This window comes from Rhodococcus sp. LW-XY12, assembly GCF_019317345.1.
GTDB classification, from domain to species: domain Bacteria; phylum Actinomycetota; class Actinomycetes; order Mycobacteriales; family Mycobacteriaceae; genus Rhodococcus; species Rhodococcus pyridinivorans.
Map to the genome: position 1 here is coordinate 839546 of NZ_CP079225.1, position 24857 is coordinate 864402.

Here is a 24857-nt window from a genome sequence, read left to right on the forward strand (position 1 = left end):
GCTCCGCGTCAGCCGATCTGCGGTCCGAGCAGGTCGTCGGCGTCGGTGATCCGGTACGCGTAACCCTGCTCGGCGAGGAACCGCTGGCGATGCGCGGCGTATTCGGCGTCGAGGGTGTCGCGCGAGACCACGGAGTAGAAGTGGGCCTGCCCGCCGTCGTGCTTCGGACGCAGCAGCCGCCCGAGACGCTGGGCCTCCTCCTGACGCGAGCCGAAGGTGCCCGACACCTGGATCGCGACCGAGGCCTCCGGCAGGTCGATGGAGAAGTTCGCGACCTTCGACACGACGAGCACCTTCAGCTCGCCCGACCGGAACCGGTCGAACAGCGCCTCGCGTTCCTTCGTCTTCGTCGAACCCTTGATGACCGGGGCGTCGAGCGCTTCACCGAGCTCGTCGAGCTGATCGATGTAGGCACCGATGATCAGTGTCGGGGCGTCCTGGTGCTGCTCGAGGATCGACTTCACGACCGGGATCTTGGTGCGCGCGGTCGAGCACAGCTTGTACCGTTCCTCGGGCTCGGCGACCGCGTACGCCATGCGCTCGGCGTCGGTGAGGGTCACGCGGACCTCCACGCAGTCGGCGGGGGCGATCCAGCCCTGGGCTTCGATGTCCTTCCACGGCGCGTCGAACCGCTTCGGGCCGATGAGCGAGAAGACGTCGCCTTCGCGTCCGTCCTCGCGCACGAGGGTCGCGGTGAGACCGAGGCGGCGGCGGGACTGCAGGTCTGCGGTCATACGGAAGACCGGCGCCGGCAGCAGGTGCACCTCGTCGTAGATCATCAGCCCCCAGTCGCGGGAGTCGAACAACTCGAGATTGCGGTATTCACCCTTCGACTTGCGGGTGATCACCTGGTAGGTGGCGATGGTGACCGGGCGGATCTCCTTCTTCTCGCCCGAGTACTCGCCGATCTCGTCCTCGGTGAGGGAGGTGCGGGCGATCAGCTCGCGCTTCCACTGGCGCCCGGCGACCGTGTTCGTCACGAGGATGAGCGTCGTCGCGCCGGCCTTCGCCATCGCGGCCGCGCCGACCATCGTCTTACCGGCACCGCACGGCAGCACCACGACACCCGAGCCGCCCGACCAGAACGAGTCGGCGGCCAGTTCCTGGTAGTCGCGCAGGTGCCAGGGGTTCGTCTCGAAGTCCAGCGAGATCGAATGGGCCTCGCCGTCGACGTACCCCGCGAGGTCCTCGGCCGGCCAGCCGATCTTCAGCAGCATCTGCTTGACGCGTCCGCGCTCGCTCGGATGCACGATCACGGTGTCGTCGTCGATGCGCGCACCGAGCATCGGGGCGATCTTCTTGTTTCTCAGGACCTCGGCGAGCACCGCCCGGTCGAGGCTGACCAGGGTCAGGCCGTGGGCGGGGTTCTTGACCAGCTGGAGGCGCCCGTAGCGGCTCATGGTGTCGACGATGTCGACGAGCAGCGCCTGCGGGACGGCGAACCGGGAATGCGAGACCAGCGCGTCGACGACCTGCTCGGCGTCGTGACCGGCGGCACGGGCGTTCCACAATGCCAGCGGCGTCACCCGGTAGGTGTGGATGTGCTCGGGGGCGCGTTCGAGCTCGGCGAACGGTGCGATCGCCTGCCGCGCCTCGTTCGCCCGGTCGTGATCGACCTCGAGGAGCACGGTCTTGTCGGACTGGACGATGAGCGGTCCGTCGGCCACGAGTGCCTCCTGTGGATGGAAAGTAGAACTTTCCCATTCTCCAGGTTCGGGCCGTACCGCGCCACCACGACGGTGTACGGCCGTGCGTTCCCCCGTGGCGGGAACGCACGGCCGACCGGTTTCACGGCGTACTCACCGTGCGAGCGACTGCCGCACCTCCATCACGCACACCAGCGCCTCGGAGATACCGGACCGGTAGCCGGCGTCTTTCTCGGAGGTGGGAGGTCTCGAATCCAGTTCCGATTCGAGTCGTTCCTGGATCTTGTCCAGGGCATGCAGCGTCCGCTTCATTCCAGTACCGATTTTCTCTTTTCTCAGGCCGGCTGTTTCATCGCGCCGGCACGCTCGTCGAGAACGAACACCCGTGCACGCGCCAAGGCGGCGCGATATCCGTGCCGCTGTGCGTCGGTGCCCGTTTCCCGACCGGACAATCCACTTATCTTGTCGTACAGCGCTTCGAGCGCTGCGATTTCGAGATCCATGGCCTGCAACCGGATTCAGCTCCGCTTCCGCTTACGAATGAACTCGCCGGCTTCGGCGGCCTTCTGCCGCTTCTCCTGACGACGTTCCTTCAGGGACTTCGCTGGCTTCTTCGAATTCTTGCCCTTGTCGGCCATTGTCACTCCATCTTCGATGAACAACCACTCGACAAGACCACACCATACGTCATTTCCCGGAAAAAGCCAGTCGCTCGAATTATTCTGTGCGCCATCCGAACACGGCGCTGAAATGTTCCGTACTCCGGTGTCCGGAGTTGATTTCACCGTGCGCTGATCCCTGTCGGGAAGTTCCGCGCGGCCGATACCGTCACCGGCGATGCTGTGCAGACAGAGGACGTCCACAGCCCGGGCGGACGGGGGAGAGCGATGGGCCGGACCGTGATCGCAGGCCGCAGTGCCTCGCGTCGCGAACACCGTGCGTGTCGTGTCGTCCACCGATCGCGGTTCCGTGGCTGTCCGCACTGTCGCTGTTCTCCGTACCGTGACCGCTGATTTCGGGACTGCGGTTTCCAGGACTGCTGTCCTCGCGGTCGGGCCCGCGCTCGGGTTCCCGCTCGTCTTCCGGTGGCGCACGTCGGCGTATTCGCGCGATGTCGCGCCCCTCACTTTCGCAAGGAGTTCTCATGATCGTGTCCTCACTCGTGCGCTCTCGAAGATTGCGCGCTCCGATCGTCGTCGCGGCCGCACTGAGCGTCGTGCTCACCGGGTGCGCCGGCGGTTCGACCGGGGGATTGTCCGCCGACGCCGAAATCCCCGAGGAGATTCCACCGGGGACGTCGTTGAGCATTGCCGTCAAGCCCACCCGTATCCAGCTCGAAGCGACCGGTCGTATCGACGAGTTGCCGTTCACGGTGTCGGACTGGCCCGACGTCTCGGCCGGTCCCGACGTCATCCAGGCGTTCCGCGGCGACGCCGTCGACCTCGCGGTCAATGCGGCGATTCCTCCCATCCAGGCCCGTGCCACCGGGCTCGACGCCAGGATCGTCGCCGTACGCGAGAAGGATTCGCCGCAGTACTCGCTCGCGACGGCACCCGGTACAGACATCGATTCGTTGGACGACCTGCGCGGCAGGAAGATCGCGTTGTCGCCGGGGCAGGCCCAGGGTGTCGTCGTGCTCCGGACGCTGAAGTCGGCCGGAATCGGTCTCGACGAGGTGGAATTCGTCGAACTACCGAGCACGCAGTTCCTCACGGCGCTCCAGGCGAAGCAGGTCGACGTCGCACCGCTGGCGGAACCTACCCTCACGAAGTACCTGAACCAGTACGAAACCGAGGGTGCGCGAGGGGTGTTCACGCCCGAGGTCGACGCGTTGAGTGTTCTGTGGGCTCCGGTGTCCGTGCTCGAGGATCCCGCGAAGGTCGCGGAGATCAAGGAATTCATCCCTTTGTGGGCACAGGGTGACGTCTGGGCGTGGGAGAACCGGGACGAGTGGATTCGGAAGTACTACGTCGAGAGCGAGGGGGTGTCGTACGAGGACGGCAGGCGGATCGTCGAAACCGTCGGCCAGAAACCGGCATATCCCACCGACTGGGACTCCGCGATCGAATGGACGCAGGAGACCTCGGAACTGCTCGATGAGGCCGGATGGTTCGACGAGTTCGACGTCGAGCAGATCTTCGATCGCAGATTCGAAACGATTGCCGCGGAGTCGGTTCCGCAGGAGTACCGGAAGGGGTCGGATTCGTGACCGGCACACTGACACGGCCGGTGGAGGTCGGCGCCCGCCCACCGGACCCCACCGATCAGCCACCGACGGAGGGGATCAGGCCGCTCCGGCGGCTCGGTCTCCGCAAGGCCGTCCCGTTCTCGCGCATGACCGGCGTGGTTCTGCTGCTCGTCGTGTGGGCGATCGGGTCAGGTGCCGGATGGATCGACGACCGCAAGCTCTCCGCTCCCTGGACCGTGGTGACCAGCGCGGTCGAACTCGTCGCGGAAGGAACTCTGCAACAACACATCCTGGCATCGTTGAGCCGTGCCGTGCTGGGCTTCGTGATCGGATGTGTCATCGGCACCGCGCTCGCGCTCGCATCCGGCCTGACGCGCACCGGTGAAGCACTGATCGACGGCCCTGTGCAGTTCAAGCGTGCGATCCCGACGCTGGGTCTCATCCCGCTGCTGATCCTGTGGCTCGGCATCGGCGAGACCTTCAAGATCACGGTGATCGCACTCGGGACGGTCGTGACCATCTACATCCAGACGCACAACGCTCTCACGGCCCTCGAACAGCGCTACGTCGAACTCGCCGAGGTCCTCGCTCTCACTCGCGCACAGTTCGTGTGGAAGGTGGTGCTGCGAGGAGCGCTGCCCGGATTCTTCCTCGGTCTGCGCCTGGCGGTGACCGGTGCGTGGCTCACCCTGATCGTGGTCGAGAGCATCAACGCCGTGAGCGGCCTGGGCAAGATGATGTTCAACGCCCAGAACTACGGTCAGCCGGACGTCATCCTCGTCGGATTGCTCGTCTACGGCATCTTCGGTCTGGCATCCGACGCCGGTCTCCGGTTGGTCGAGCGTCGGGCGCTCGTCTGGCGGAAGACGCTGGGCGGATGAGCGCCGTACGCATCCGCGGCCTGATCCGCGGCTTCGGCGACCGGAACGTGCTCGACGGGCTCGACCTCGAGATCCCCGACGGACAGTTCGTCGCCCTGCTCGGCAGGAGCGGATCCGGGAAGTCCACCCTGCTGCGTGCGCTCGCCGGCCTCGACTACGACGTGGAGATCCGGGGCGGCGCCCTCGCGGTACCGGAGAAGGTCTCCGTCGCCTTCCAGGACTCCCGCCTGCTGCCCTGGCTGCGCGTGCTCGACAACGTCACGCTCGGGCTCGACAGGCAGGGCAGGAGCCGGGGATCCGAGATGCTGGCCGAGGTCGGCCTGGCCGGGCGCGAGGACGCCTGGCCGCTCGAACTCTCGGGCGGGGAGCAACAGCGTGTCGCGCTGGCCCGGGCCCTGGTGCGGGAGCCGCAGTTGCTGCTCGCCGACGAGCCGTTCGGCGCGCTCGACGCCCTGACCCGCATCAGGATGCACGGACTGCTCGACGACCTCGTCCGCGCGCACCGTCCCACCGTGCTGCTCGTGACTCACGACGTCGACGAGGCGATAGTGCTCGCCGACCGGATCGTCGTGCTGGACGAAGGGCGCCTCGCCGTCGACTGCCACGTGGATCTCGACAAGCCCCGTTCCATCACGGATCCCGGTTTCCGGGACATCCGTGAAGACCTCCTCACCGCCCTCGGTGTCATCACGCAACTGTGACGAAAGACCTTTCACGACAGGAGAAGACATGACCGATCGTCGATTGCACCTCAACGCCTTCCTCATGCCCGTCGGCCATCACGAAGCGGCCTGGCGTCTGCCGGAGAGCGACCCGAACGCGAATCTCGACATCCAGCACTACATCTCGCTCGCCCGCACCGCCGAGCGTGGCAGGTTCGATTCGGTGTTCCTCGCCGACAGCCCCGTGCTGTTCGCGAATCCCGAACGGCGTCCGAGCGGCAAGCTCGAACCCACGATCATCCTCACCGCGATCGCGACGGCCACCGAGCGGATCGGTCTCATCGGGACCGCGTCGACGACCTACAACGAGCCCTACAACCTCGCGCGTCGATTCGCATCGCTGGATTTCGTCAGCGGGGGACGGGCCGGCTGGAACATCGTCACTACCGCCGGTGACGACGCCGCTCGCAATTTCGGTCTCGACGGCGTGCCGGCGCACAAGAGCCGCTACGCGCGGGCCGCCGAGTTCGTCGAGGTGTCGACCAAGCTGTGGGACAGCTGGGAGGACGACGCGATCGTCGCCGACAAGGAGGCGGCGATCCACGCCGACTCCGCGAAGGTCCACACCTTCGAACACGAGGGAGAGTTCTTCTCGGTGGCCGGGCCGCTCAACGTGCCGCGGTCGCCGCAGGGCTATCCGCTGCTCGTGCAGGCGGGCTCGTCGGAGAACGGCAAGGACTTCGCCGCGCTGTACGCCGAGGCGATCTTCACTGCTCAGCCCACCTTCGAGGAGGGCAAGGCGTTCTACGACGACGTGAAGGATCGGGTCGGCAAGGTCGGCCGCGACCCGCGGCAGGTGCTGATCCTCCCGGGCATCGTGCCCGTCATCGGCGATACGGAGAATGAGGCACGCGAACTCGAGGCCGAACTGGCCCGGCTGATCTCGCCCGAGTACGCGCGCCACCAGCTCGCCGACCGGTTCGGGTTGCGGCCGGAGCAGCTTCCGCTCGACGAGCCGCTGCCGGAGAACCTGCCGTCCGAGGACGAGATCGAGGGAGCCAAGAGCCGGTACACGCTCATCGTGCAGCTCGCGCGACGGGAGAACCTCACGGTGCGGCAGCTCATCGAACGACTCGGCGGCGGTCGCGGCCATCGAACCTTCGCGGGCACGGCCGAGCAGGTGGCCGACACGATCGAGCACTGGTTCCACAGCGCCGCGGCCGACGGCTTCAACATCATGCCCGCCGTGCTGCCGTCGGGGCTCGAGAAGTTCGTCGACGGTGTGGTGCCGATCCTGCAGGAGCGCGGTCTGTTCCGCACCGAGTACACCGAATCCACCCTGCGTGGGCACTACGGGCTCCCACGGCCGGAGAACCAGTTCACCGTCGGCGGGGCGTTCGTGGGGTTCGCGACGCAGCGCTGAGCCTCTCCGCCCACGGGCCGGTGGTGGGCGGTTCCAGGCGATGCTCGATCAACCGCACCCGGGTCCGTCGTCAGTCGACCAGCGCCACCGACGTGACGCGGTGCAGGACGAAGCTGCGCACCGAGCCGGTCGCCGGGTCGAAGGCCTGCACCTGCCCGCCGCCCACCGACACCGGGTCGACGATGCGGCGCGTCGCCACACCCTGAGCGTCGACGTAGCCGAGGGTGACGCTGCGCTTGCCGTGCACGGCCAGTTGCAGCAGCGCGAGCGTCGCCGCACCGCCGGACCGGCTGCCGTCACCACGTGCCGAGGCCGTCGGTGTCGCGGACTCCGCACGGTCGCCGGCGCGCAGCGTGCGCACGAGGGTGTCGAGCTGCTCGTCGCTCGGCGCGGTGGGCCCGGCATAGCGGGCCCGGGCACGCGGCATCGCGACGCGGGCACCCCGGGGCCGTAGATCCACGATCGCTCCCGATGCGTCCTCCCCGGCGGGAGCGAAACCAGCGGCGCGCAGCTCGGTGAGCACCTCGGCAAGAGGCGCCTGCGAGATCGCGACGGTCGGGGCGACCGCGCGCAGGGCGAGCGTGGCGGCGACCGGGGCGGACAGTACCTCGGTGAGCAGAGCCGGATCGTCGGCGCGGACGAAGGACGTCGCCACACCGGCCCGCAGGCGTCCGTGGCGACGCGCGACGTCGTCGATCAGGTAGGTGAGCGACTGCGGCACCGGGGTGCGCGAATGCGTCGCGAACAGGCCGTGCAGGTCGCTCGCGCCGAGCCCGGCGTCGAGCGCGCGCCGGATACTGCTCTCGCCGATCCGGTAGACGGTCGCGGCACCGGCCGATTCGACGTCGGCGACGAGCGCGATCCGCTCGCCGAGTTCGGGGACGAGCGGTCCGGGGGCGACGACCGTGAGGTCGGCCTGGACGAGCACGTAGTCGACGGGTTCGGGGAGCACCGCTGCCATCTCGGCCTCGGCGTCGCCGCCGTGCAGCAGCGCCTTGCCCGGCGACGCGAGCATGCCGTGCGCGACGAGACCGAGTGTCGTCGCCTCGCGCACGGTCTCCACGACGCTCGTCGTGTCGAAGCGACTCGCCCAGCGAGGACGACGCCACGCCGCAGCGGTACGCAGGTCGGCGACGTCCGTGCCCGCCGCCGGCACGTCGGAGAGGGCGTCGAGCAGCAACCGTCGGTCGCGGGCGGCAGTAGGGGACTTCACCTCGTCGGACAGCGCGGCGACCGGCTTGTCGTTCTGGTCGCGCCGGCCGATCAGCCAGGGCCGGCGCGGCAGATCGAGCCAGGCACCGGCGAGCACGGCCCAGCGGTAGGCGGGGGAGGACGCGAGCCACGCGTCGGTGGCGGTGGTCGGTGCCCAGTGATCGTCGTCCCCCGGTGTCGGCGGATCGGGGAGGCCCCGCGCGATCAGGCCGGCACCCGCGAGGACCTCGACGACGAGCGCCGTCTCGTCGTCGTCGAGTCCGACCGCCTTCCCGATGCGATGCAGTTCGCGGACACCGAGCCCACCGGCCTTGAGGACGGGGGCGGCTTGCGCACCGAGGGTGTCGAGAACGTCTTCGCAGTGCCGCAGCAGTTCGAGGGCGGCGCCGCCTGCGGTCGCATTGACGTCGGCGGTCGATCGGGTGGGTTTCGGTGCGCGCGGGGGAGCGAGCGCCGCCGGATCGAAGGGAGCGTCGTCGCGCAGTGCCTGGCCCACCCGGTGGGGGAGTTCGACGGTCTCGTCGTCGATGCGGAAGAGCAGTCCGGCGGCGAGCAGTTTCTGCACGGGCCGGTCGGCGGGGGTGTCCGGTGCGGCGTCGCGGGTCCGACCGATCGGGGACGTACGCGACAGGGTGTCGAGGATGCTGCGCTGCTCGGGCGGAAGAGCCGCGAGGAGGTCGTCGAGCTCCTGCCGGGACGGTCCGGTGACGTCGCCGGTGCGTCCGACGCGCCACGGAACGGCGTCCACGGCGGCGGCGACGAGACGCAGTTCGTCGGTGGGCCCCCACACGAGCAGCAGCGAGCGCAGGGTGGACAGGATCCGGTCGAGATTCCTCGCGCTGATGCGGCCGGAGACCTCGTCGAGCACGGCGGCGCGGGAGACGGGGGTGTCCACCGCTCCGAGACGGGCCAGCACCTCGATGATCCCGAAGGCGGCGGTGTCGAGTTCGTCGGCCGCACGGAACACCGAGGCGCGTTGCTGAGCCCGGCTCGCGAGCACGTTCATGCTCGCCGGTGGCGGCACTACGAGATCCGGACGGGCGCGCAGCGTGGCGGCCAGATCCGTGTCGCGTCGACCTGCCAGCCAGCGGGCGAGGGAGTCCGAGGCGGTGTCGGGAGCGGGCGTGGTCGGGGACATCCCCTCCAGATTAGAGACCTGCGGTAGCAGGCCCCGAACTCACCTGCCAAAATGAGCGCATGGCTACCTCTTCGAAAAAGCATTACGTCGACCACGGATGGCCCGAGCTGGCCGACGGTGAGCACGCTGTCACCGAACTGTCGTCCACGCGTTCCGGTCCGCTCTCCCCGTACGGTGAGGACACCGTGTTCCCGTTGCCGGTCGAGGACCTGCCCTACACGCATCCGAAGACGGTGATCAACCGCTGATCCGATCGCGGATCACCGAACAGACTCTTCCGTACGGCGCCCGGTCCCTTCGTGGGGGCCGGGCGTCGTCGTGTGTGAGGGATGAACGAAGGTCGTCCGCATATGCGGAAGGGCCTCGCACCGTGAACGGTGCGAGGCCCTTCCGGGATGTTCGGGGTGTTACTGCGGGAGCACCGCGCGAACGGCGTCCAGGATGTTCGGGTCGAGCTCGACACCGGCGTCCTGGAGTGCGGTGACGCCCTGCTCGAAGCCGGCCAGGATGCCCTGGACCTCGGCGGGGACAGCGGGGGTCTCCGGAAGCTGCGGGACAGCGTTCTGGATGGCCGGCGCAGGGGTCTCGGCGGGCGCTGCGTCGACGGAGCGCTGCGTGGGCGCGCTCGACAGGCCGAGGCTCGACGAGCAGGAGGGCCATGCGCCCCAGCCCTGGCCGGCGAGGACACGCTCGGCGACGGCGATCTGCTGCTCGCGGCTGGCCTGGCTGGCCGAGGCGGCGTATTCCTGGCCGCCGTAGGCGTTCCAGGTGCTCGGCGAGAACTGCAGGCCACCGTGGTAGCCGTTGCCGGTGTTGATTCCCCAGTTGCCGCCGGACTCGCACTGTGCGAGGCGGTCCCAGTCGGAGTCGGGGGCGGCAGCGGCCGTGCCGCTGAACGCGACACCCGTGACGCCGAGGACTGCGCCCGTCAGCGCGAACTTCGCGACGGTACGACCGGTATTGGTGGGCTTGCGATGGCGTCCGCTCATGTCGGTTCCGTGTTCCTCTCCGTACGCACCTACGAGGTCAGCTGTCGGGTTCGGGCTGAAGAGGTCGCCCGGCCGTGTCGCTCCGTTGGGAGCGCCTTCGGCTTCACCCCGAGGACCGTCGCGCTTGCGTCGGCCCGGGCCTCCTGGACACCGTCCGGCTGTGGGCCGATCGGTTCCTGGGAGACCGGTGGGTCCCCCGTTTCCTGTCCCCTGTGGATCGTTCGTCGGGACTTCCGGAACCACGGGACAGGAATTTGGCGCGGCGGTTCCGGACCGGTCGAGCCAGGCGGTTCGACCGGACATGACGGTAACGGTTCCGAGGGCGAAGTGTCACCAATTGATAACGCGCCGATTCGTGTGGCGACAGACGTGTGTGGCGCGGACCGGGGAATGAAGTCCCAGGTAGTGGGGTCCGGGTACCCGAAATTTCGTTTCGAGTCCTGCTCGTTATCGGCTCGTTATGTGAGAAAGATCACATGTAACTCGGGCGGGCATCCACATGAACGATCTCCTTCCCCAGGGGCATCAGGGAGATCGGGATCATCTTCAGGTTGGCGACGGCGAGCGGGATGCCGATGATCGTGACGGCCATGGCGAGCGCGGTGGCGATGTGGCCGAGGGCCAGCCAGATACCGGCCACCAGGATCCAGATGACGTTGCCGATCAGCGACATGGTGCCGGCCGTCGGCTTGTCGACCGTCGTCTTGCCGAACGGCCAGAGCGCGTAGATACCGATCCGGAACGACGCGATGCCGAACGGGATGGTGATGATGAGGATGCAGCAGATCAGACCTGCCGCGAAGTAGCCGAGCGCGAGCCACAGCCCGCCGAAGATCAACCAGATGATGTTGAGCAGGATCCTCATGTCCGGTCTCCGTTCCGAGCGCGCCGGCCCGAGCGCAGCGCGAAGGCGATGGCGAGGGCGAAACCCAACGGCCATGCGAGGGTCAACAGATACAGCGCGAGTCCGGGCGTGCCGTCGGTGACCGCCGGAATGAGGAAGATGGCGACGACCGCCACCACACCGACGACGAAGCAGGCGATCGCGGCCTTCAGGAGGCCGTTACGCGGGGCGGCAGACGAATCCGAAGATGAAGTACCCACGTGACCACGGTAGTCGCCGCAAGGACGGACGGTGACGTCCGGGAGCGGGAAGACGATTCGGGGGCGGACCCACCTCTGCGGGTACACTGACAGGTGTCTACGCGTCCCGCTCGACCGAGCGGGGCGCGTTGTTTTGCATGGTAAACGGGTTGCCCCACTGTGGGGCACAGCTTTCGAGGAGCAGGTGAGCGCGGTGCCGACCGGCAAGGTGAAGTGGTACGACGTCGAGAAGGGCTTCGGCTTCCTGTCCCAGGACGAGGGTGAGGACGTCTACGTCCGCGCCTCGGCACTGCCGGAGGGAGTGGAAGCGCTCAAGCCCGGTCAGCGCGTCGAGTTCGGTATGGCGGTGGGCCGCCGGGGTCCGCAGGCGCTGAAGGTCGAGCTCCTCGAGCAGCCCACGTTGCGGCAGGGTCGCCGCGAGGCTCCCGCCCAGCAGAAGCGCCGCGCGCCGGACGAACTGCACGGCATGGTCGAGGACATGATCAAGCTGCTCGAAGCAGCGGTCCAGCCCGATCTGCGGCGCGGGCGTTACCCCGACCGCAAGACCGGGCAGCGCATCTCCGAGGTCATGCGGGCGATCGCGCGCGAGCTCGATCACTAGGGACGAACCACGACGGGCCGTCCTCGCCGTGTGCGAGGACGGCCCGTCGTCGTATGCGGGGTCGGGACTCAGAACGTCTTGACGGCCCACACGGCGTGCGCGATCGGTTCACCGGCCTCGTCGACGACGGCCGACGGCAGCTGGATCTCCACTCCGAGCAACTGCAGCTCCGGGGAGCTCTCCACGGTGAGGGTGCGGCGTGCACCGGCCTCGAACATCGCGCCGTCGATGTAGGTCTGCCCGGTCTGCGTGTCGCCGTAGACGGTGAGGATGCGCCACGGAGCATCGGCGATCTCGTTCGGAAGCGACAGCTGCAGCGGGTAGCCGGCCGGCACGTCGAGCTGACCGATCGGGTTCTCCACGCAGTCCTCGAGATAGAGATTGCAGTGCTGCGCGGGATCGACCGTCACGGTCTTTCCCCGTGCGTACGCGGTGATGGTGGGGAGCGTGGGCTCGGCCGAATCGACCAGTTTCCACACCGTGGCGGCGACTCCCGCTACCACGACCACCAGGGCCACCAGCAGCAGCGCGAGAATCTTCTTCGTCCGGGCCTGCAACTCAACTGTTCCAATCTTCGGTGGGGGATCCACCGGCGCGCCTCCGCCCGGCAGCCGTCTCGGTGGAGACGCGTTCGGGTCGACGGCCGCCGAATCCCGGCAGCAATGTCCCCCCACGGTATGTCAGCACCGTCTGCGCGAATCCGAGAACCAGCACGACGGAGACCACAGCGAACCCGAGCCACAGTTCGGTCGGCAACAGCACACCCATCGCTCCGCCGAACACCCAGCTGAGCTGGAGAACCGTCTCGGACCTGCCGAATCCGGACGCGATGGACTCCTCGGGAAGGTCCTGCTGGAGCGATGCGTCGAGCGAGACCTTGGCCAGCGCGCTGGCGCACGCCGCCACGAACGCCGCCAGCGCGGCGGCCAGGACGTTGCCGGTCGCAGCGACGACGGCGGACACGACGACGACCGCGGCGGTGCACCGCACGACGATGAGAGCGGGCCGTCCGAGCGCGAGTCGCGCTCCGGTCGCGTTGCCCGCGAAGTTGCCGACCGCGGCGGCGGCACCGACACCACCGAGCATCGCGGCCTGCATGAGCGGATCCTGTCCGGTGGTGTTCTTCGCGACGAACGCCATGAACAAGGTCAGGAAGCCGGTGAGGATGCGGATCGTGCCGTTGCCCCACAGTCCGGTCACCACCGCCCGTCCCAGCGGCTGCTTCCGTTTCCCGGACTTGGTGACGATCACCTCGGTCACGGTGTCGGCGTTCAGCACCTCGGTGCGCGCGTCGGAGCGGTGGTACGACAGCGTCGCCGGCACCTCACCCTCGGTGACCTCGACCCAGGCGGGGATACGCATGCTCAGATAGGCGCCGAATGCGGTAATCCCGGCGCACAGCCACAGTGCGCCCGACGAACCGAATGCCCATGCCGCGGCCGCCGCGATCGCGCCGGCACCGATCGTGCCGCCGACCAGGCCGAAGACCGTCAACCGGGAGTTCACCCGCACCAGATCGATCTCCGGTGGCAGGACTCTGGGTGTCACCGCGGATTTGAGCACCGCGAACGATTTGCTCAGCACCATCATGCCGAGCGCCGCCGGATACAACAGCCAGCTGTCGAAGTTGAACACCAGCACTACCGCGAGCACCGTGCGCAGTGCGAAGGACGTCGCCAGCGCGACGCGACGACCGTGCTGCAACCTGTCGAGCAGCGGCCCGATGAGCGGGGCGATGATCGCGAACGGCGCGATCGTGATGAGCAGATACAGCGCGACCTTCGTCCTGTCCTCACCGGTGGCCGCCGAGAAGAACAGGGTGTTCGCGAGCGCGACGGCGATGGCCGCGTCGGAGGCGAAGTTCGCCATCGTCGCGTAGGTGAGCGCCGTCAGGCCCGACTTGTCGGCGCCGTCGGCCGTGGCCGCTCGGCGGAAGGTCGCGATGCCCTTCGAGGTGAGTTCGCGGCTGCGCAGGGCCGCGACCCGCGTCACCGTCAGTTTCCGCGGCATGCGCGGAGCGCGCGGTGAGTCGGTCTCGGACGAGGACTCCGCCCGACCGGCCGCCGACGCACCCGGCGGTCGGCGCGGATGGTCGACGGGATGCAGGGGCGGCAGGGGAGTGCGACGGCCCGAGACGCGGCGCGGAGGCGGATAGTTGCTGTACCCCGGATGCTGCGAACCCGGGACACGGCCGTCCGCTCCCTCGGGGGCGGGTCGCTCGTCCGGTTCGGTCACGTCTTCGATTCTTCCCCACGCGATAGCGGCTGTAACACAAGGGCGGCACGTGGCCCGAGTGACGCGTGCCGCGATCGGTATGCCACCCGGATCACTCCACGAAACGCACTTCGAACAGCGTCGGCCAGTACTTGCCCGTCACCAGGAACCGATCGGTCCCGGGGATCCGTGCGATGCCGTTGAGGACGTCCACATCGGCTCCCGCGGGCAGCCGATCACGCAGCGGAGCCGCGTCGACCCGGGCCTCCACACGGCCCGAGGCCGGATCGATCAGCACGATCTCGTCCGTCTGCCACACGTTCGCCCAGACCCTGCCGTCCTCGGCGCACTCGAGTTCGTTGAGCTTCGACACGGCACGTCCGTCCCGGTGCACGGTGACGCGCCCGAGTTCGTCGAAGGTGACGGGGTCGCGGAAGATCAGCTCGGCCGAGCCGTCGCTCATCACCAGACGGCCGGGTTGCGCGCACAGCCCCCAGCCCTCGCCGTCGTAGTCGACCCGGCGCTTCTCGAGCAGGGTGTCGCGATCGCGGAGGACGGCCGTGCCGTCCTTCCAGGTCAGCTGCCACACCTCGTCGCCGACCACGGTGATGCCCTCACCGAAGAGGTCGTCGAGGACGGGTTCGCGGGTGCGCTCGGTCTCGGCGAGGGTGACGGTCCCGCCGTCGAGGTCGACCTCTCGGGCCGACACCCACGAGCGCCCGGCCCGGCCGGTGCCTTCGAGCAGTTCGCCCTCGTCGATCTCGAGGCCCTGGGTGAACGCCTCCGGATCGTGGGGGTGCGTGGCGACTACTTCCACACCGAGTTCGGTGGCGGGTGGACCGGGTTCGGCGACGAGATCGTCGCCGCATCCGGCGGTGGTGACGCAGACGACCGTCGCGACCGCGGCCGAGAGGAGAAGACGGGGCACGCGCCCATCCTGCACCTCGCGTGTGAGCGGTGCCTGTACGACCTTCCGCGACCCGCAGGCGCCGGAGCAGACAGGTCAGGCAGAATGGGGGTCGTGAGTGTTGCCTCTGCTTCCACTTCCCGAGGAACGAACCCCGTGGTCGATCCGGCGGTGCGTTCCGTGCTCGCCGACGCCGTCGACCTCGCTCGGGCCGCACTCGACGAACTCGGAGACGGTGGAGTCGGCGCCTATCTGGGCGTGACGCGCGAGGACGAGTGCTCGGCCACCCATCGTTTCGCCTCGGAGCTGCCGGGTTACCGCGGTTGGCAGTGGGCCGTCGTCGTGGCCGCCGCCCCGGATTCGGATCGGGTGACTGTGAGCGAACTCGTGCTCCTGCCCGGTCCCGACGCGCTCGTCGCCCCCGCGTGGGTGCCGTGGAGCGAGCGGATCCGTCCCGGCGATCTGGGTCCCGGCGACCTGCTGGCTCCCGCTCCCGACGACGTGCGCCTGGTTCCCGGCTACATGCTGTCCGGCGACCCCGAGGTCGATGAGACCGCCCTCGAGATCGGGCTGGGCCGCAAGCAGGTCATGAGTCTGGAAGGTCGCCTCGAGGCAGCGCAGCGCTGGTTCGACAGCGAATACGGTCCCGACTCGGAGATGGCGAAGGCCGCTCCGTCCTCGTGCCGCCTGTGTGGTTTCTATCTTCCGCTCGCCGGATCGCTGCGTGCGGCCTTCGGCGTCTGCGGCAACGAGTTCGCCGCCGACGGTCACGTCGTGCACGCCGAGTACGGATGCGGCGCGCATTCCGACACGACCCTGCCCACCGGCGCCGGTTCGCCGATCTACGAGGCGTTCGACGATTCGGCAGTGGAGGTCGTCGAGGTCGGACCGGCCGGCTCGGCGCCTGCGGAGTCCGCGACCACCGAGGTCGTGAGCACCGAGGTCGTGAGCACCGAGTCCACGCCGACCGATTCCACGGACGAGCTCGCCCCCGAGTCGTCTGCCCCCGAGTCGTCTGCCCCCGAGTCGTCCGAGCCGTCCCCGTCCGAGTCGGAACAGACCGACTGACGTGACCCGGCCGGACCCCGCGGATCCGTTCGGGACCGCGGCGTTACGCGAAGGGATCCTCGCGGCCTGGTCGTCGTCGCCCACCCGCCTGCGCGAGGACGCGGCGACCGAGGCCGATCATGTCCGCGCGGGTTACCGCGACCGCGTGTTGACCGAGCTCGCCCAGAACGCCGCCGACGCCGCCGCGCGTGCCGATGTACCGGGTGAGCTGCGTGTCTGGTTCGCCGACGGCCGTCTCCACGTCGCGAACATCGGTGAGCCGCTCCACGAGGGCGGTGTCCACGCGCTGACCGCACTGCGCTCGTCGAACAAGACCGGCGCCGGATCCACCGTGGGACGGTTCGGTGTCGGCTTCACGGCGGTGCTGTCGGTCTCCGACGACATCGAGGTGCGTTCGCGCACCGGTTCGCTCCACTTCTCGGCCGAGCGCACCCGCGCGGTGCTGGCCGAGCGGAACCTGCCCGAGCCGGAGTCGGGTGTCCCGGCGCTGCGCCTCGTGTGGCCGACGGAGGCCCCGCCGGCGACCGGCAGCGACACCGAGGTCGTGCTGACCCTGCGCCCCGGGGTGGACCCGGTCGCACTGCTCGACGCCTTCCGATCCGAGGCCCACGACATCCTGCTCGAACTCCCGGGCTTGCACACCGTCCTCGTCGCCGACGACGAATTCACCCGTCACCGGCGCGAACTCGACAGCGGCCTGTGGGAGGTGCGGATCGGCGATCGCACCTGGTGGGAGTTCACCGGAGCGTCGGCGCGATGGCTGGTGCCCGTCGTCGACGGGCGGGTCGACCCGGTCCGCAGCGATGTCCTGCGTGCCCCCACCCGCTCCGACGAGGAGCTGTCACTTCCCGCGGTCGTCGTCGCCGACGTCGCCATGCAACCCGACCGGAGGCGCGTGCTTCCCGGAGCCCACGTCGAGAACGTCGCCCGCGGATACGCGCGGTTCGTCGCGGCTCTGCCCGCCGAGCAGCGACTCGACCTCGTGCCCCTGCCGGGTTTCGCGCGCAGCGAGGTCGACGAACGCATCCGCGAGGCGATCCTCGACGAGTTGGCTGCCGGCGCGTGGCTTCCCGCCGCCGACCGCAGCGCCGATCTGGTGCCCGACCGGGCCGTCGCACTTCCCGGTCTCACCGACGACCTCGCCGACGTCCTCGGCGAGGTGGTCCCGGGGCTCGTGATCCCCGAGTTGTGCGGGCCGCGACATGCGTCCGCGCTGTCCGCCGTCGGCGTGCACCGGCTCGGTCTCGCGCGACTGGCCGAACTGCTCTCCGGGCACGAACGCGATCCGAAGTGGTGGAACCGCCTGTACGAGGCGCTCACTCCGCTCGTCGTCGACGCGGTCGCGGCCGAGGAACTCGCATCGCTGCCGGTTCCGCTGTCGGACGGACGGACCGTGACCGGCCCGCGTACGGCCGTTCTCGCAACGCAACTGCAGGATATCGGCCCGGTGTCCATGCCCTGGGTGCGTCTCGTCCATCCCGACGCCGCGCATCCGCTGCTCGCCCGGCTCGGAGCCGGCACCGTGACGGTCGAGGACCTGCTCGCCGACCCGGCGCTCGTCGCGGCCGTCGAGGACACCGATCCCGACGACCTCCACCCGGAGGGCGACCTCCCGGCCGGTGAGCTCGCCGACGTCGTGCTGCGACTGGTGCCGCTCGTGTCGCCCGCGGCCGTGCCCCGCGAACTCGGGGCACTGCTGCTACCCGACACCCACGGCGACCTCGTCCCCGCCGACGAACTCCTGCTTCCCGGTGCACCACTCGCAGAAGTACTCGTCGAGGACGCGCCCTTCGGCACCGTCGACCCGTCCGTCGTCGACCGGTACGGGGCCGACGCCCTGCGGGCGATCGGTGTGGGCTGGGGATTCACGGTCCTGCGTGCGGAACTGCCGACCGGCCCCGACCACGATCTGCCCGACGAACACCTGTGGTGGGAGCGGCTCGACGACGATCCCGAGGTGCTCGTCGCGGTGCGCGACCTCGATCTCGTCGACGATCGCCGCTGGTCGCGGGCGTTGACCCTGCTGGCCGCCGAGCCCGCGACGGCCGAAGCGATCGCCGACCCCGCCGGATATACGGCGTGGTATCTGCGCACCCGCGCGTCGCTCGACGGCCGGCCTCTGGGCCACTACCGGTTCGCCGACGACACCCTCTTCGAAGGTCTGCTCGATCCCTGTACCCACCCCGACGCATCGGCCTTCCGCAGCGCCCTCGCCGGAACGCGGATCGACGACATCGAACTGGCACAGACACTGCTCGACCGGCTCGCGGACGACAGCAGGTCGCCGGGGCCGGCCGCGATCGTCGCCGCGCACGACGCGCTCGCCGCGGCGTTCTCGTCGGGTGGTCTCGGTCCCGAGTCGGTCACTCTGCCCGACGGGGTGCGCAGCCTGTCGGGTGTCGTCGTCGACGCAGCCGACGCTCTCGTACCCGACCGTCCGTGGTTCGCGGCCGCGATCCCGCACGACCGCCTAGTCACCGGCGGCAGGGGAACCGCCCACGCGCTCGCGGACGTGCTCGACATCGCCGTGGCGTCCGCGGTGGTCGACGCCGAACCCGTCGAGCAGGGGAGGAGTTCGACGTGGGAGCGCGAACCGGCCGCCGTCCTGGCCGGAATCGTCGCCGGGGTGCCGCTTCCGCGCGGCGTACTTGCGCTGCACGACCGACTCGTCCTCCGCTGCTCCGGAGCCCTGACCGGTGAGGTCGAGGTCCCGTGGTGGGTCGACGCGGCCGGCACCGTCCACAGCACACCGATCGGCCTGGCCGCGGCACTCACCGCGCTCACGGCTCCGGACGTGAGAACCGAACCGTGACGCTCGATGCCGCGGTGCTCGACTGGATGGTGTCGCTCCGCGAGCCGTGGCTGACCACCGCGGTGACCGCACTCACCCACACGGGCGGGGGAGTCGCGACGAGCCTGATCGCCGCGGCGACGACGCTGCTGCTGGTGCGGGCCGATCGTCTGTCCGACGCCGTCCTCGTCGCCGGAGCGGTCCTCACGGGCTGGCCGTTGATGGTGTTGCTCAAAAATCTGTTCGGCCGTGTCCGGCCACCGGAACCCGAACGGCTCCTGGCCCTGCGCACCGAGTCGTTCCCGTCCGGACACGCGATGACCAGCGCAGTTCTGGCCACGGTGCTCGTCGCGGTCGTCGTGCGCACGTGGCCGCGCGGCGATCGCCGCCGGACCGCCGCGACGACCGCACTCGCCGGTTACACCCTCGTGATCGGGCTCTCTCGCATCTACCTCGCGGCGCACTGGTTCACCGATGTCGTCGCAGGCTGGATCTTCGGGATCACATGGGCCCTGCTGTGGGTGTGGTTGATCACTCGGGTGCGAATCCGTCGCTGACACCGCTGTGGGCTTGTCGCGGACGGCCGTGGGTGAGGGTCAGTCCAGCCCCGCCTGGGCACCCCGGTCACCGCGTCGGGCGGCGCGACGCTGCAACAGGAAGAGCGCAGTTCCCAGCAGCCCCACCACGATTCCCGCCACGCAGACCGGAAGCACATCGTCCCGGAGTTCGCCGCCCACCACCGCCACGACGACGGTTGCCACCACCCACAGACCGGTTCCCACGGCAAGCGCGGGGCGAGGGTCGGCGAGGCGTCGGATGCGGGCTGCGACGAGCTGGGCGGGTTCCACGGTTTGCAGATTAGTTCCTTCGCGCTGCAATAATCGGTTCCCGTTGCGACGCCCCGTACTCGACGAGCGGATTTGTGGACATGGCCGTAGGCACCGACTCCAAGCGAACGTCCTTCCTGGACACCTATTTCAAGATCACCGAACGCGGTTCCACCGTGTCCCGAGAGGTGCGTGGCGGCATCGTCACGTTCTTCGCGATGTCGTACATCGTGGTCCTCAACCCGCTGATCCTCGGTAGCTTCTCCGCCGAGGACGCGAGCGCGAAGATCGACGTGATGGGCAACATCCTGCCCATCAACCAGGTCGCCGCCGTCACCGCGCTGGTCGCCGGCTTCATGAGCATCGTCTTCGGTGTGGTCGCCAACTATCCGTTCGCCATCGCCGCCGGCCTCGGCATCAACAGCCTGCTGGCGGTGACCATCGCGCCGCAGGTCACCTGGCCCGAAGCGATGGGCCTGGTGGTCATCGACGGCATCATCATCGTCGTGCTGGCCCTGACCGGTTTCCGCACCGCGGTCTTCAACGCGATCCCGGCAGAACTCAAGGCCGCCATCGCTGCCGGTATCGGCGCCTTCATCGCCATGATCGGCCTCGTCGACGCCGGCTTCGTCCGCCGCATCCCCGACGCCGCCGGCACCACCGTCCCTGTCGGCCTGGGCATCGACGGCTCCATCGCGTCGTGGCCGACCTTCGTCTTCGTCGTCGGTGTGCTGCTCATGGGTGTGCTCGTCGCACGCAAGGTGCGCGGCGGACTGCTGATCGGCATCGTCGCCACGACGATCCTGTCGATGATCATCGAGGCCATCGCCGACGTCGGCCCGTCGCTGGGCACCAACCCCAAGGGCTGGAACCTCAGCACCCCCGACGCCCCCGACTCCTTCTTCGGCGTCCCGAACCTGAGCCTCGTCGGCAACGTCGACCTGTTCGGCGCGTTCACCCGCATCGGCGTGATCGCCGCGACCCTGCTCGTGTTCACGCTCGTCCTCGCGAACTTCTTCGACGCCATGGGCACCATGACCGGCCTCGGCAAGGAAGCCGGCCTGGCCGACAAGAACGGCACCCTGCCCGGCATCGGCAAGGCCCTCGTCGTCGAGGGCACCGGCGCCATCGTCGGTGGTGGCGCTTCCGCCTCGTCGAACACGGTGTTCGTCGAATCGGCCTCGGGTATCGCGGAAGGAGCCCGCACGGGCCTGGCCAACGTGGTCACCGGTGTGATGTTCCTGCTCGCGATGTTCCTGACCCCGCTGTACGAGGTGGTCCCGATCGAAGCGGCCGCTCCGGCTCTCGTCGTGGTCGGTGCCCTGATGATCGGCCAGGTCCGCGACATCGACTTCTCGGTGTTCGCTGTGGCGCTGCCGGCCTTCCTGACCATCATGGTCATGCCGTTCACCTACTCGATCGCCAACGGCATCGGCGTCGGCTTCATCACCTGGGTGATCCTGCACGCCGCGAGCGGCAAAATCCGCAACATCCATCCGCTGATGTGGATCGTCGCAGTGCTGTTCGCCCTGTACTTCTCGGTCGATCCGCTCACGGAACTGCTCACCTAGGCAGCCGACGCGTGTTTCGGGCGATGTGACGTATTCTGCACGCCATGATCTCGGATACACGCGCACTCGCCGGTGACCTCTCACTCGCCGTTGTGCGTCTGACGCGTCATCTGCGGGGGAGACGCACCGATTCCCGAGTTTCTCTGACCCAGATCTCGGCAATGGCCACCCTCGCGCAGGAAGGTGCGATGACCCCGGGGGCACTGGCAGCGCGCGAACGCGTCCAACCACCCTCGATGACCAGGGTCATCGCGTCTCTGCACGAACTCGGTCTCGTCGAGCGGACGCCGCACCCGACGGACGGACGACAGATCATCGTGACACTGTCCGAAGCCGGGAGGGAATTGCTCGCCGACGAGGCGCAGGCACGCGAAGTGTGGCTGACCGAACGGCTCGACAAACTCGATCCCGACTCGCTCGCCACATTGCGCGACGCCGTCGGAATCCTCACGGCGCTCGTCGCTGAAGACGACTGACCGCACCGCGGTCGATGACGACCGACCGCACCGCGGTCGATGACGACTGACCGCACCGCGGTCGATGACGACCGACCGCACCGCGGTCGTGACGACCGACCCGGTGCGGGAGGGTGCAGGGCCGCTGGGAGAATGACCCGGTGGTTCACGTCATCGACATCGACGATCCTTCCGACCCCCGGGTGGACGACTTCCGCGATCTCAACTCCGCGGACCGTCGGCCCGACCTTCCCGGTGGCAAGGGTTTGGTGATCGCAGAGGGTGTGCTGGTGGTCCAGCGCATGCTCGACTCCCGGTTCGCTGCGACGAGCCTGCTCGGGGTGAGTCGGCGGCTGGACGAACTCGCCGACGACCTGCGTGACGTCGACGTGCCGTTCTACCGCACCGATGCGGCGACCATGGCGGAGGTCGTCGGCTTCCACCTCAACCGCGGGGTGCTCGCCGTCGCGCACCGGCCCGAACCGCTCTCGCTCGACGACGTCCTCGACAAGGCGACCACGGTCGCGGTGCTCGAAGGGGTCAACGACCACGAGAACATCGGCTCGATGTTCCGCAACGCCGCCGGGCTCGGCGTCGACGGTGTGCTCTTCGGGAAAGGATGCGCCGACCCTCTGTACCGGCGTGCGGTGCGCGTGTCGATGGGGCACGTCCTCCGTGTCCCCTTCGCGCACGTCGACCGGTGGCCGTACGACCTGGATCTGTTGCGCAGCAGAGGCTTCCAGCTGATCTCGCTGACCCCGGACCCACGGGCGATCCCGCTCGCCGAAGCGATGACGGGGGAGAAGGTCGCGCTGCTGCTCGGCGCCGAGGGCCCCGGCCTGACCGAACATGCGATGCGGGCGACCGACGTGCGCGCCCGGATTCCCATGGCTGTCGGCACGGATTCGCTGAACGTGGCCACCGCTGCGGCGATGGCGTTCTACGAGCGGGTGCGGCTTCCGCGATGAGCCGGGCTCGCGGCCCCGTGCCCACACCCTGGGCGACGGGGCTCACGCTGACGGCATTCTCCTTCGTCGCCACCGTCATCACCGTCGTCGCCTGCGGGCAGGTGCTCGGCCGGATCCATCCGGCCCTCGCCGTCGTCGTCAATGTCGTGACGGTCGCGGGAGTCGCGCCGACCGTGTGGTCGTGGCTCCGGGTGCAGGTACTGCGCTGGCTCGCCGCCGGTTTCGTGGCCGGTGTGCCGTTCGGCTGGCTCGCGCTGCTCGTGTCCTGACCGCCTCCGCCGGAGAGTTCCTCCACTGGAGGCATTCCGCAGAACGCCTCCGAAGCGCACACTCGGAAATGTCGGGTGGGCCGGAAGGAGAGTCATGTCCCACGGTGCGAATGCCGAGCGGGAGCACATGTCGGTCGGTCAGGGTCTGGCGGCCGGAATGGCGGTGGGAGCCGCGATCATCCTGACCTTGATCGGGACGCTGCAGATCCTCCAGGGGATCGCTGCGGTCGCCGACGACGAGTTGCTCGTCGCCGGGCCGGAATACACGTTCGCGTTCGACCTCACGACGTGGGGTTGGATCCACATCGTCGTCGGCGTCGCGATGGCGGTGGTGGGAATCTCGTTGATCGCCGGCGCGACCTGGGCGCGGGTGGTGGCGATCGTCATCGCCGCACTGTCGATCGTGCTGAATTTCCTGTGGCTTCCGAACTATCCGGGCTGGGCGATCCTGATCATCGCGTTCGACGTGATGGTGATCTGGGCGATCTCGGCATGGAACCCCCGAGCGATCTACTTCTGAACGACCCGGTCGTGCACCGGGCGCACGATCAGCGAAAACACGTGCCCTCCACTCGTGATGGGCGTATGGTTTATGCGTTCCTTCCGGACGGGAGGGGCGGAGGTCGTCATGGCTCGTAGCGAGACCCGCCGACACCGGAGTCGGACAGATGCCACGGATTCGTTCCGGTGTCGAGCGGATGGGCCATGACTGGTGGTGGTGTCGGCAACGGCACGCCGCAGGGGACACAGGATTCGAGATCTTCAATCACCGGGCGGTTTCGCGGGCATCGTTCCGTCCCCCGGTCCGGCCGAGGAGGTTCGGCTATGGATTCATTCTGGGACTACGTGTGGTACACAGTCGTCGTATTCGCATTCGTGGCATACCTGATCGTCCTGTTCCAAATCATCGTCGACCTCTTTCGTGATCACTCCGTGTCCGGCTGGGTCAAAGCGATGTGGGTCATCGGACTGGTGATCCTTCCGTACCTCACGGCGCTGGTCTACCTGATCGCTCGAGGCCGCGGGATGGCACTGCGGGCGCAGCAGGCCCAAGCGGAGGCGAAGCAGGCCACCGACGAGTACATCCGGACCGTGGCAGTCGGGAAATCCCCGGCCCAGCAGATCGCCGACGCCAAGGCCCTGCTCGATTCGGGTGCGATCACACCCACGGAGTACGAACACCTCAAAGCGCAGGCGCTCGGCAACGTCACGACCGGACGCGACGGCGTGCCCATCGCGTGAACCATCGGTGCGGGAAGGGCATCCCGGACGGGTGCCCTTCTGTGGTCGGCTCGTGCGATCGTTGTATCGCGTCGGGGTAGCCGGCGGTTGAAAGTATAAGGGCGTCAGCGTAACCCGTAGCGTCCTTGCTCCTCCGAATCGGATCGTGACCGCTCCTCGCGAGGGCCGGCGCACGACCGATGTCTCCTTCGTACACGAGAGGATCGTCATGTCTCATGACGTACGTCCCGACAGGGACGGAATGAGTGTGAAACAGGGCATCGCCGCAGGCACCTCGATCGGGGCCGCGATCATCCTGGCAACGGTCGGCGTCGTCCAGCTCTTCCAGGGCATCGCCGCGGTGGCCGAGGACGAAGTCTTCGTGCGGGGCGTGGAATACACGTTCAAGTTCGACTTCACCACGTGGGGATGGATCCACATCGTCCTCGGTGTCGTGATGCTGGTCGCCGGTCTCGCGTTGATGAGCGGCGCCACCTGGGCCCGTGTCACGGCGATCGTCCTCGCTGCGTTGTCGATCATCGCGAACTTCCTGTGGTTGCCGTACTACCCGTGGTGGTCGATCCTGATCATCGCGTTGGACGCGGTCGTGATCTGGGCGATCTCGACCTGGCAGCCGCGCGCCGACTACTACTGACGCGACCGTGCAAGAAAACGGCCGCAGCGTCCGGGGTGATCCGGGCGCGAACGTCGCGACCGATGTT

At 68.5% G+C, this 24857-nt stretch carries 28 protein-coding genes and 1 riboswitch; of the genes, 16 read left to right on the forward strand and 12 right to left on the reverse strand.

Features of this window, described 5'->3' with window-relative positions; all coding sequences use genetic code 11:
* Nucleotides 1–8 precede the first annotated feature (8 nt).
* From KXC42_RS04030 to KXC42_RS04045, 4 genes are all read right to left on the reverse strand, one after another.
* The gene (locus tag KXC42_RS04030; RefSeq protein WP_006551687.1) at nucleotides 9–1667 is read right to left on the reverse strand and encodes a DNA repair helicase XPB; all 1659 of its coding nucleotides are present in this window, start codon (nucleotides 1665–1667) and stop codon (nucleotides 9–11) included.
* A 132-nt stretch (nucleotides 1668–1799) separates the two neighbouring features.
* Entirely contained in the window at nucleotides 1800–1958 is a 159-nt protein-coding gene (locus KXC42_RS04035; protein ID WP_019289943.1) for a hypothetical protein, read from the reverse strand.
* A gap of 23 nt (nucleotides 1959–1981) precedes the next feature.
* The gene (locus tag KXC42_RS04040; protein WP_019289942.1) at nucleotides 1982–2149 is read right to left on the reverse strand and encodes a hypothetical protein; all 168 of its coding nucleotides are present in this window, start codon (nucleotides 2147–2149) and stop codon (nucleotides 1982–1984) included.
* 15 nt (nucleotides 2150–2164) lie between these two features.
* On the reverse strand, nucleotides 2165–2602 hold the full coding sequence (locus KXC42_RS04045) for a hypothetical protein (protein WP_144376970.1): 438 nt from the start codon (nucleotides 2600–2602) through the stop codon (nucleotides 2165–2167).
* 188 nt (nucleotides 2603–2790) lie between these two features.
* On the opposite strand from KXC42_RS04045, the gene KXC42_RS04050 reads away from it, so the two are divergent.
* Genes KXC42_RS04050 through KXC42_RS04065 form a run of 4 tightly spaced genes read left to right on the forward strand, consistent with a single transcriptional unit; the run spans nucleotide 2791 to nucleotide 6800 of the window.
* Nucleotides 2791–3855 (forward strand): ABC transporter substrate-binding protein, encoded by a 1065-nt coding sequence (locus tag KXC42_RS04050; RefSeq protein ID WP_200359466.1) that lies wholly within the window; start codon nucleotides 2791–2793, stop codon nucleotides 3853–3855.
* Nucleotides 3852–4715 carry an ABC transporter permease gene (locus KXC42_RS04055; RefSeq protein ID WP_039587562.1) on the forward strand — a complete coding sequence of 288 codons (864 nt, stop codon included), beginning with the start codon at nucleotides 3852–3854 and terminating at the stop codon, nucleotides 4713–4715. The genes KXC42_RS04050 and KXC42_RS04055 overlap by 4 nt, the downstream gene beginning before the upstream one ends.
* On the forward strand, nucleotides 4691–5416 hold the full coding sequence (locus KXC42_RS04060) for an ABC transporter ATP-binding protein (protein ID WP_219130432.1): 726 nt from the start codon (nucleotides 4691–4693) through the stop codon (nucleotides 5414–5416). Before KXC42_RS04055 ends, KXC42_RS04060 begins: the two co-directional genes overlap by 25 nt.
* A 28-nt stretch (nucleotides 5417–5444) precedes the next feature.
* A complete protein-coding gene (locus tag KXC42_RS04065; protein WP_019289937.1) occupies nucleotides 5445–6800 on the forward strand; it encodes an LLM class flavin-dependent oxidoreductase in 1356 nt (451 codons plus the stop codon).
* A gap of 70 nt (nucleotides 6801–6870) precedes the next feature.
* On the opposite strand, the gene KXC42_RS04070 is transcribed toward KXC42_RS04065, so the two are convergent.
* Entirely contained in the window at nucleotides 6871–9150 is a 2280-nt protein-coding gene (locus KXC42_RS04070) for a helicase-associated domain-containing protein (protein ID WP_219129955.1), read from the reverse strand.
* Between the two features lie 59 nt (nucleotides 9151–9209).
* On the opposite strand from KXC42_RS04070, the gene KXC42_RS04075 reads away from it, so the two are divergent.
* A complete protein-coding gene (locus tag KXC42_RS04075) occupies nucleotides 9210–9398 on the forward strand; it encodes a hypothetical protein (protein WP_006551681.1) in 189 nt (62 codons plus the stop codon).
* 159 nt (nucleotides 9399–9557) lie between these two features.
* On the opposite strand, the gene KXC42_RS04080 is transcribed toward KXC42_RS04075, so the two are convergent.
* From KXC42_RS04080 to KXC42_RS04090, 3 genes are all read right to left on the reverse strand, one after another.
* On the reverse strand, nucleotides 9558–10139 hold the full coding sequence (locus KXC42_RS04080; RefSeq protein ID WP_006551680.1) for a transglycosylase family protein: 582 nt from the start codon (nucleotides 10137–10139) through the stop codon (nucleotides 9558–9560).
* A 10-nt stretch (nucleotides 10140–10149) separates the two neighbouring features.
* A riboswitch (cyclic di-AMP (ydaO/yuaA leader) is annotated at nucleotides 10150–10284 on the reverse strand.
* A gap of 327 nt (nucleotides 10285–10611) precedes the next feature.
* Nucleotides 10612–11004, reverse strand: a complete 393-nt coding sequence (locus KXC42_RS04085) for a YccF domain-containing protein (RefSeq protein WP_006551679.1) — start codon at nucleotides 11002–11004, stop codon at nucleotides 10612–10614.
* The gene (locus tag KXC42_RS04090; RefSeq protein ID WP_024103084.1) at nucleotides 11001–11243 is read right to left on the reverse strand and encodes a hypothetical protein; all 243 of its coding nucleotides are present in this window, start codon (nucleotides 11241–11243) and stop codon (nucleotides 11001–11003) included. The genes KXC42_RS04085 and KXC42_RS04090 overlap by 4 nt, the downstream gene beginning before the upstream one ends.
* 193 nt (nucleotides 11244–11436) lie before the next feature.
* On the opposite strand from KXC42_RS04090, the gene KXC42_RS04095 reads away from it, so the two are divergent.
* On the forward strand, nucleotides 11437–11844 hold the full coding sequence (locus KXC42_RS04095) for a cold-shock protein (protein ID WP_006551677.1): 408 nt from the start codon (nucleotides 11437–11439) through the stop codon (nucleotides 11842–11844).
* Nucleotides 11845–11912: 68 nt separating this feature from the next.
* Here KXC42_RS04095 and KXC42_RS04100 read toward each other — a convergent pair whose 3' ends face one another.
* From KXC42_RS04100 to KXC42_RS04110, 3 genes are all read right to left on the reverse strand, one after another.
* A complete protein-coding gene (locus tag KXC42_RS04100; protein ID WP_033096784.1) occupies nucleotides 11913–12401 on the reverse strand; it encodes a DUF2771 domain-containing protein in 489 nt (162 codons plus the stop codon).
* A gap of 1 nt (nucleotide 12402) precedes the next feature.
* The gene (locus tag KXC42_RS04105; protein ID WP_219129956.1) at nucleotides 12403–14079 is read right to left on the reverse strand and encodes an MFS transporter; all 1677 of its coding nucleotides are present in this window, start codon (nucleotides 14077–14079) and stop codon (nucleotides 12403–12405) included.
* A gap of 91 nt (nucleotides 14080–14170) precedes the next feature.
* Nucleotides 14171–14986, reverse strand: a complete 816-nt coding sequence (locus tag KXC42_RS04110; protein ID WP_006551674.1) for a glutaminyl-peptide cyclotransferase — start codon at nucleotides 14984–14986, stop codon at nucleotides 14171–14173.
* Between the two features lie 135 nt (nucleotides 14987–15121).
* Between KXC42_RS04110 and KXC42_RS04115 the strand changes: the two genes are divergently transcribed.
* Genes KXC42_RS04115 through KXC42_RS04125 form a run of 3 tightly spaced genes read left to right on the forward strand, consistent with a single transcriptional unit; the run spans nucleotide 15122 to nucleotide 19381 of the window.
* The gene (locus tag KXC42_RS04115; protein ID WP_219129957.1) at nucleotides 15122–16033 is read left to right on the forward strand and encodes a DUF3027 domain-containing protein; all 912 of its coding nucleotides are present in this window, start codon (nucleotides 15122–15124) and stop codon (nucleotides 16031–16033) included.
* Between the two features lies 1 nt (nucleotide 16034).
* Nucleotides 16035–18845 carry a sacsin N-terminal ATP-binding-like domain-containing protein gene (locus KXC42_RS04120; RefSeq protein ID WP_219129958.1) on the forward strand — a complete coding sequence of 937 codons (2811 nt, stop codon included), beginning with the start codon at nucleotides 16035–16037 and terminating at the stop codon, nucleotides 18843–18845.
* Nucleotides 18842–19381: a phosphatase PAP2 family protein gene (locus KXC42_RS04125; RefSeq protein WP_219129959.1), complete on the forward strand. Its 540-nt coding sequence runs from the start codon at nucleotides 18842–18844 to the stop codon at nucleotides 19379–19381. The genes KXC42_RS04120 and KXC42_RS04125 overlap by 4 nt, the downstream gene beginning before the upstream one ends.
* 39 nt (nucleotides 19382–19420) lie before the next feature.
* On the opposite strand, the gene KXC42_RS04130 is transcribed toward KXC42_RS04125, so the two are convergent.
* The gene (locus KXC42_RS04130; protein WP_006551670.1) at nucleotides 19421–19672 is read right to left on the reverse strand and encodes a DUF2530 domain-containing protein; all 252 of its coding nucleotides are present in this window, start codon (nucleotides 19670–19672) and stop codon (nucleotides 19421–19423) included.
* A gap of 80 nt (nucleotides 19673–19752) precedes the next feature.
* On the opposite strand from KXC42_RS04130, the gene KXC42_RS04135 reads away from it, so the two are divergent.
* From KXC42_RS04135 to KXC42_RS04165, 7 genes are all read left to right on the forward strand, one after another.
* Nucleotides 19753–21222 carry an NCS2 family permease gene (locus tag KXC42_RS04135; protein ID WP_219129960.1) on the forward strand — a complete coding sequence of 490 codons (1470 nt, stop codon included), beginning with the start codon at nucleotides 19753–19755 and terminating at the stop codon, nucleotides 21220–21222.
* Between the two features lie 44 nt (nucleotides 21223–21266).
* A complete protein-coding gene (locus tag KXC42_RS04140) occupies nucleotides 21267–21698 on the forward strand; it encodes a MarR family winged helix-turn-helix transcriptional regulator (RefSeq protein WP_006551668.1) in 432 nt (143 codons plus the stop codon).
* Nucleotides 21699–21838: 140 nt separating this feature from the next.
* On the forward strand, nucleotides 21839–22645 hold the full coding sequence (locus tag KXC42_RS04145) for an RNA methyltransferase (RefSeq protein WP_138841780.1): 807 nt from the start codon (nucleotides 21839–21841) through the stop codon (nucleotides 22643–22645).
* The gene (locus tag KXC42_RS04150) at nucleotides 22642–22914 is read left to right on the forward strand and encodes a DUF2537 domain-containing protein (protein WP_039958000.1); all 273 of its coding nucleotides are present in this window, start codon (nucleotides 22642–22644) and stop codon (nucleotides 22912–22914) included. Before KXC42_RS04145 ends, KXC42_RS04150 begins: the two co-directional genes overlap by 4 nt.
* Before the next feature lie 94 nt (nucleotides 22915–23008).
* Nucleotides 23009–23434, forward strand: coding sequence for a hypothetical protein (locus KXC42_RS04155; RefSeq protein WP_219129961.1), 426 nt, complete (start codon nucleotides 23009–23011; stop codon nucleotides 23432–23434).
* A gap of 305 nt (nucleotides 23435–23739) precedes the next feature.
* Nucleotides 23740–24156: an SHOCT domain-containing protein gene (locus KXC42_RS04160; RefSeq protein WP_006551664.1), complete on the forward strand. Its 417-nt coding sequence runs from the start codon at nucleotides 23740–23742 to the stop codon at nucleotides 24154–24156.
* Between the two features lie 208 nt (nucleotides 24157–24364).
* Nucleotides 24365–24790: a hypothetical protein gene (locus tag KXC42_RS04165; RefSeq protein WP_039587697.1), complete on the forward strand. Its 426-nt coding sequence runs from the start codon at nucleotides 24365–24367 to the stop codon at nucleotides 24788–24790.
* Nucleotides 24791–24857: the final 67 nt, after the last annotated feature.

Excerpts from the sequence above, each read along its gene's own strand:
- KXC42_RS04035 (WP_019289943.1), bottom strand. The coding sequence starts at position 1,958 with ATGAAGCGGACGCTGCATGCCCTGGACAAGATCCAGGAACGACTCGAA.
- KXC42_RS04040 (WP_019289942.1), bottom strand. The coding sequence starts at position 2,149 with ATGGATCTCGAAATCGCAGCGCTCGAAGCGCTGTACGACAAGATAAGT.
- KXC42_RS04050 (WP_200359466.1), top strand. The coding sequence starts at position 2,791 with ATGATCGTGTCCTCACTCGTGCGCTCTCGAAGATTGCGCGCTCCGATC.
- KXC42_RS04065 (WP_019289937.1), top strand. The coding sequence starts at position 5,445 with ATGACCGATCGTCGATTGCACCTCAACGCCTTCCTCATGCCCGTCGGC.
- KXC42_RS04070 (WP_219129955.1), bottom strand. The coding sequence starts at position 9,150 with ATGTCCCCGACCACGCCCGCTCCCGACACCGCCTCGGACTCCCTCGCC.
- KXC42_RS04075 (WP_006551681.1), top strand. The coding sequence starts at position 9,210 with ATGGCTACCTCTTCGAAAAAGCATTACGTCGACCACGGATGGCCCGAG.
- KXC42_RS04080 (WP_006551680.1), bottom strand. The coding sequence starts at position 10,139 with ATGAGCGGACGCCATCGCAAGCCCACCAATACCGGTCGTACCGTCGCG.
- KXC42_RS04085 (WP_006551679.1), bottom strand. The coding sequence starts at position 11,004 with ATGAGGATCCTGCTCAACATCATCTGGTTGATCTTCGGCGGGCTGTGG.
- KXC42_RS04135 (WP_219129960.1), top strand. The coding sequence starts at position 19,753 with ATGGCCGTAGGCACCGACTCCAAGCGAACGTCCTTCCTGGACACCTAT.
- KXC42_RS04140 (WP_006551668.1), top strand. The coding sequence starts at position 21,267 with ATGATCTCGGATACACGCGCACTCGCCGGTGACCTCTCACTCGCCGTT.
- KXC42_RS04150 (WP_039958000.1), top strand. The coding sequence starts at position 22,642 with ATGAGCCGGGCTCGCGGCCCCGTGCCCACACCCTGGGCGACGGGGCTC.
- KXC42_RS04155 (WP_219129961.1), top strand. The coding sequence starts at position 23,009 with ATGTCCCACGGTGCGAATGCCGAGCGGGAGCACATGTCGGTCGGTCAG.
- KXC42_RS04160 (WP_006551664.1), top strand. The coding sequence starts at position 23,740 with ATGGATTCATTCTGGGACTACGTGTGGTACACAGTCGTCGTATTCGCA.
- KXC42_RS04165 (WP_039587697.1), top strand. The coding sequence starts at position 24,365 with ATGTCTCATGACGTACGTCCCGACAGGGACGGAATGAGTGTGAAACAG.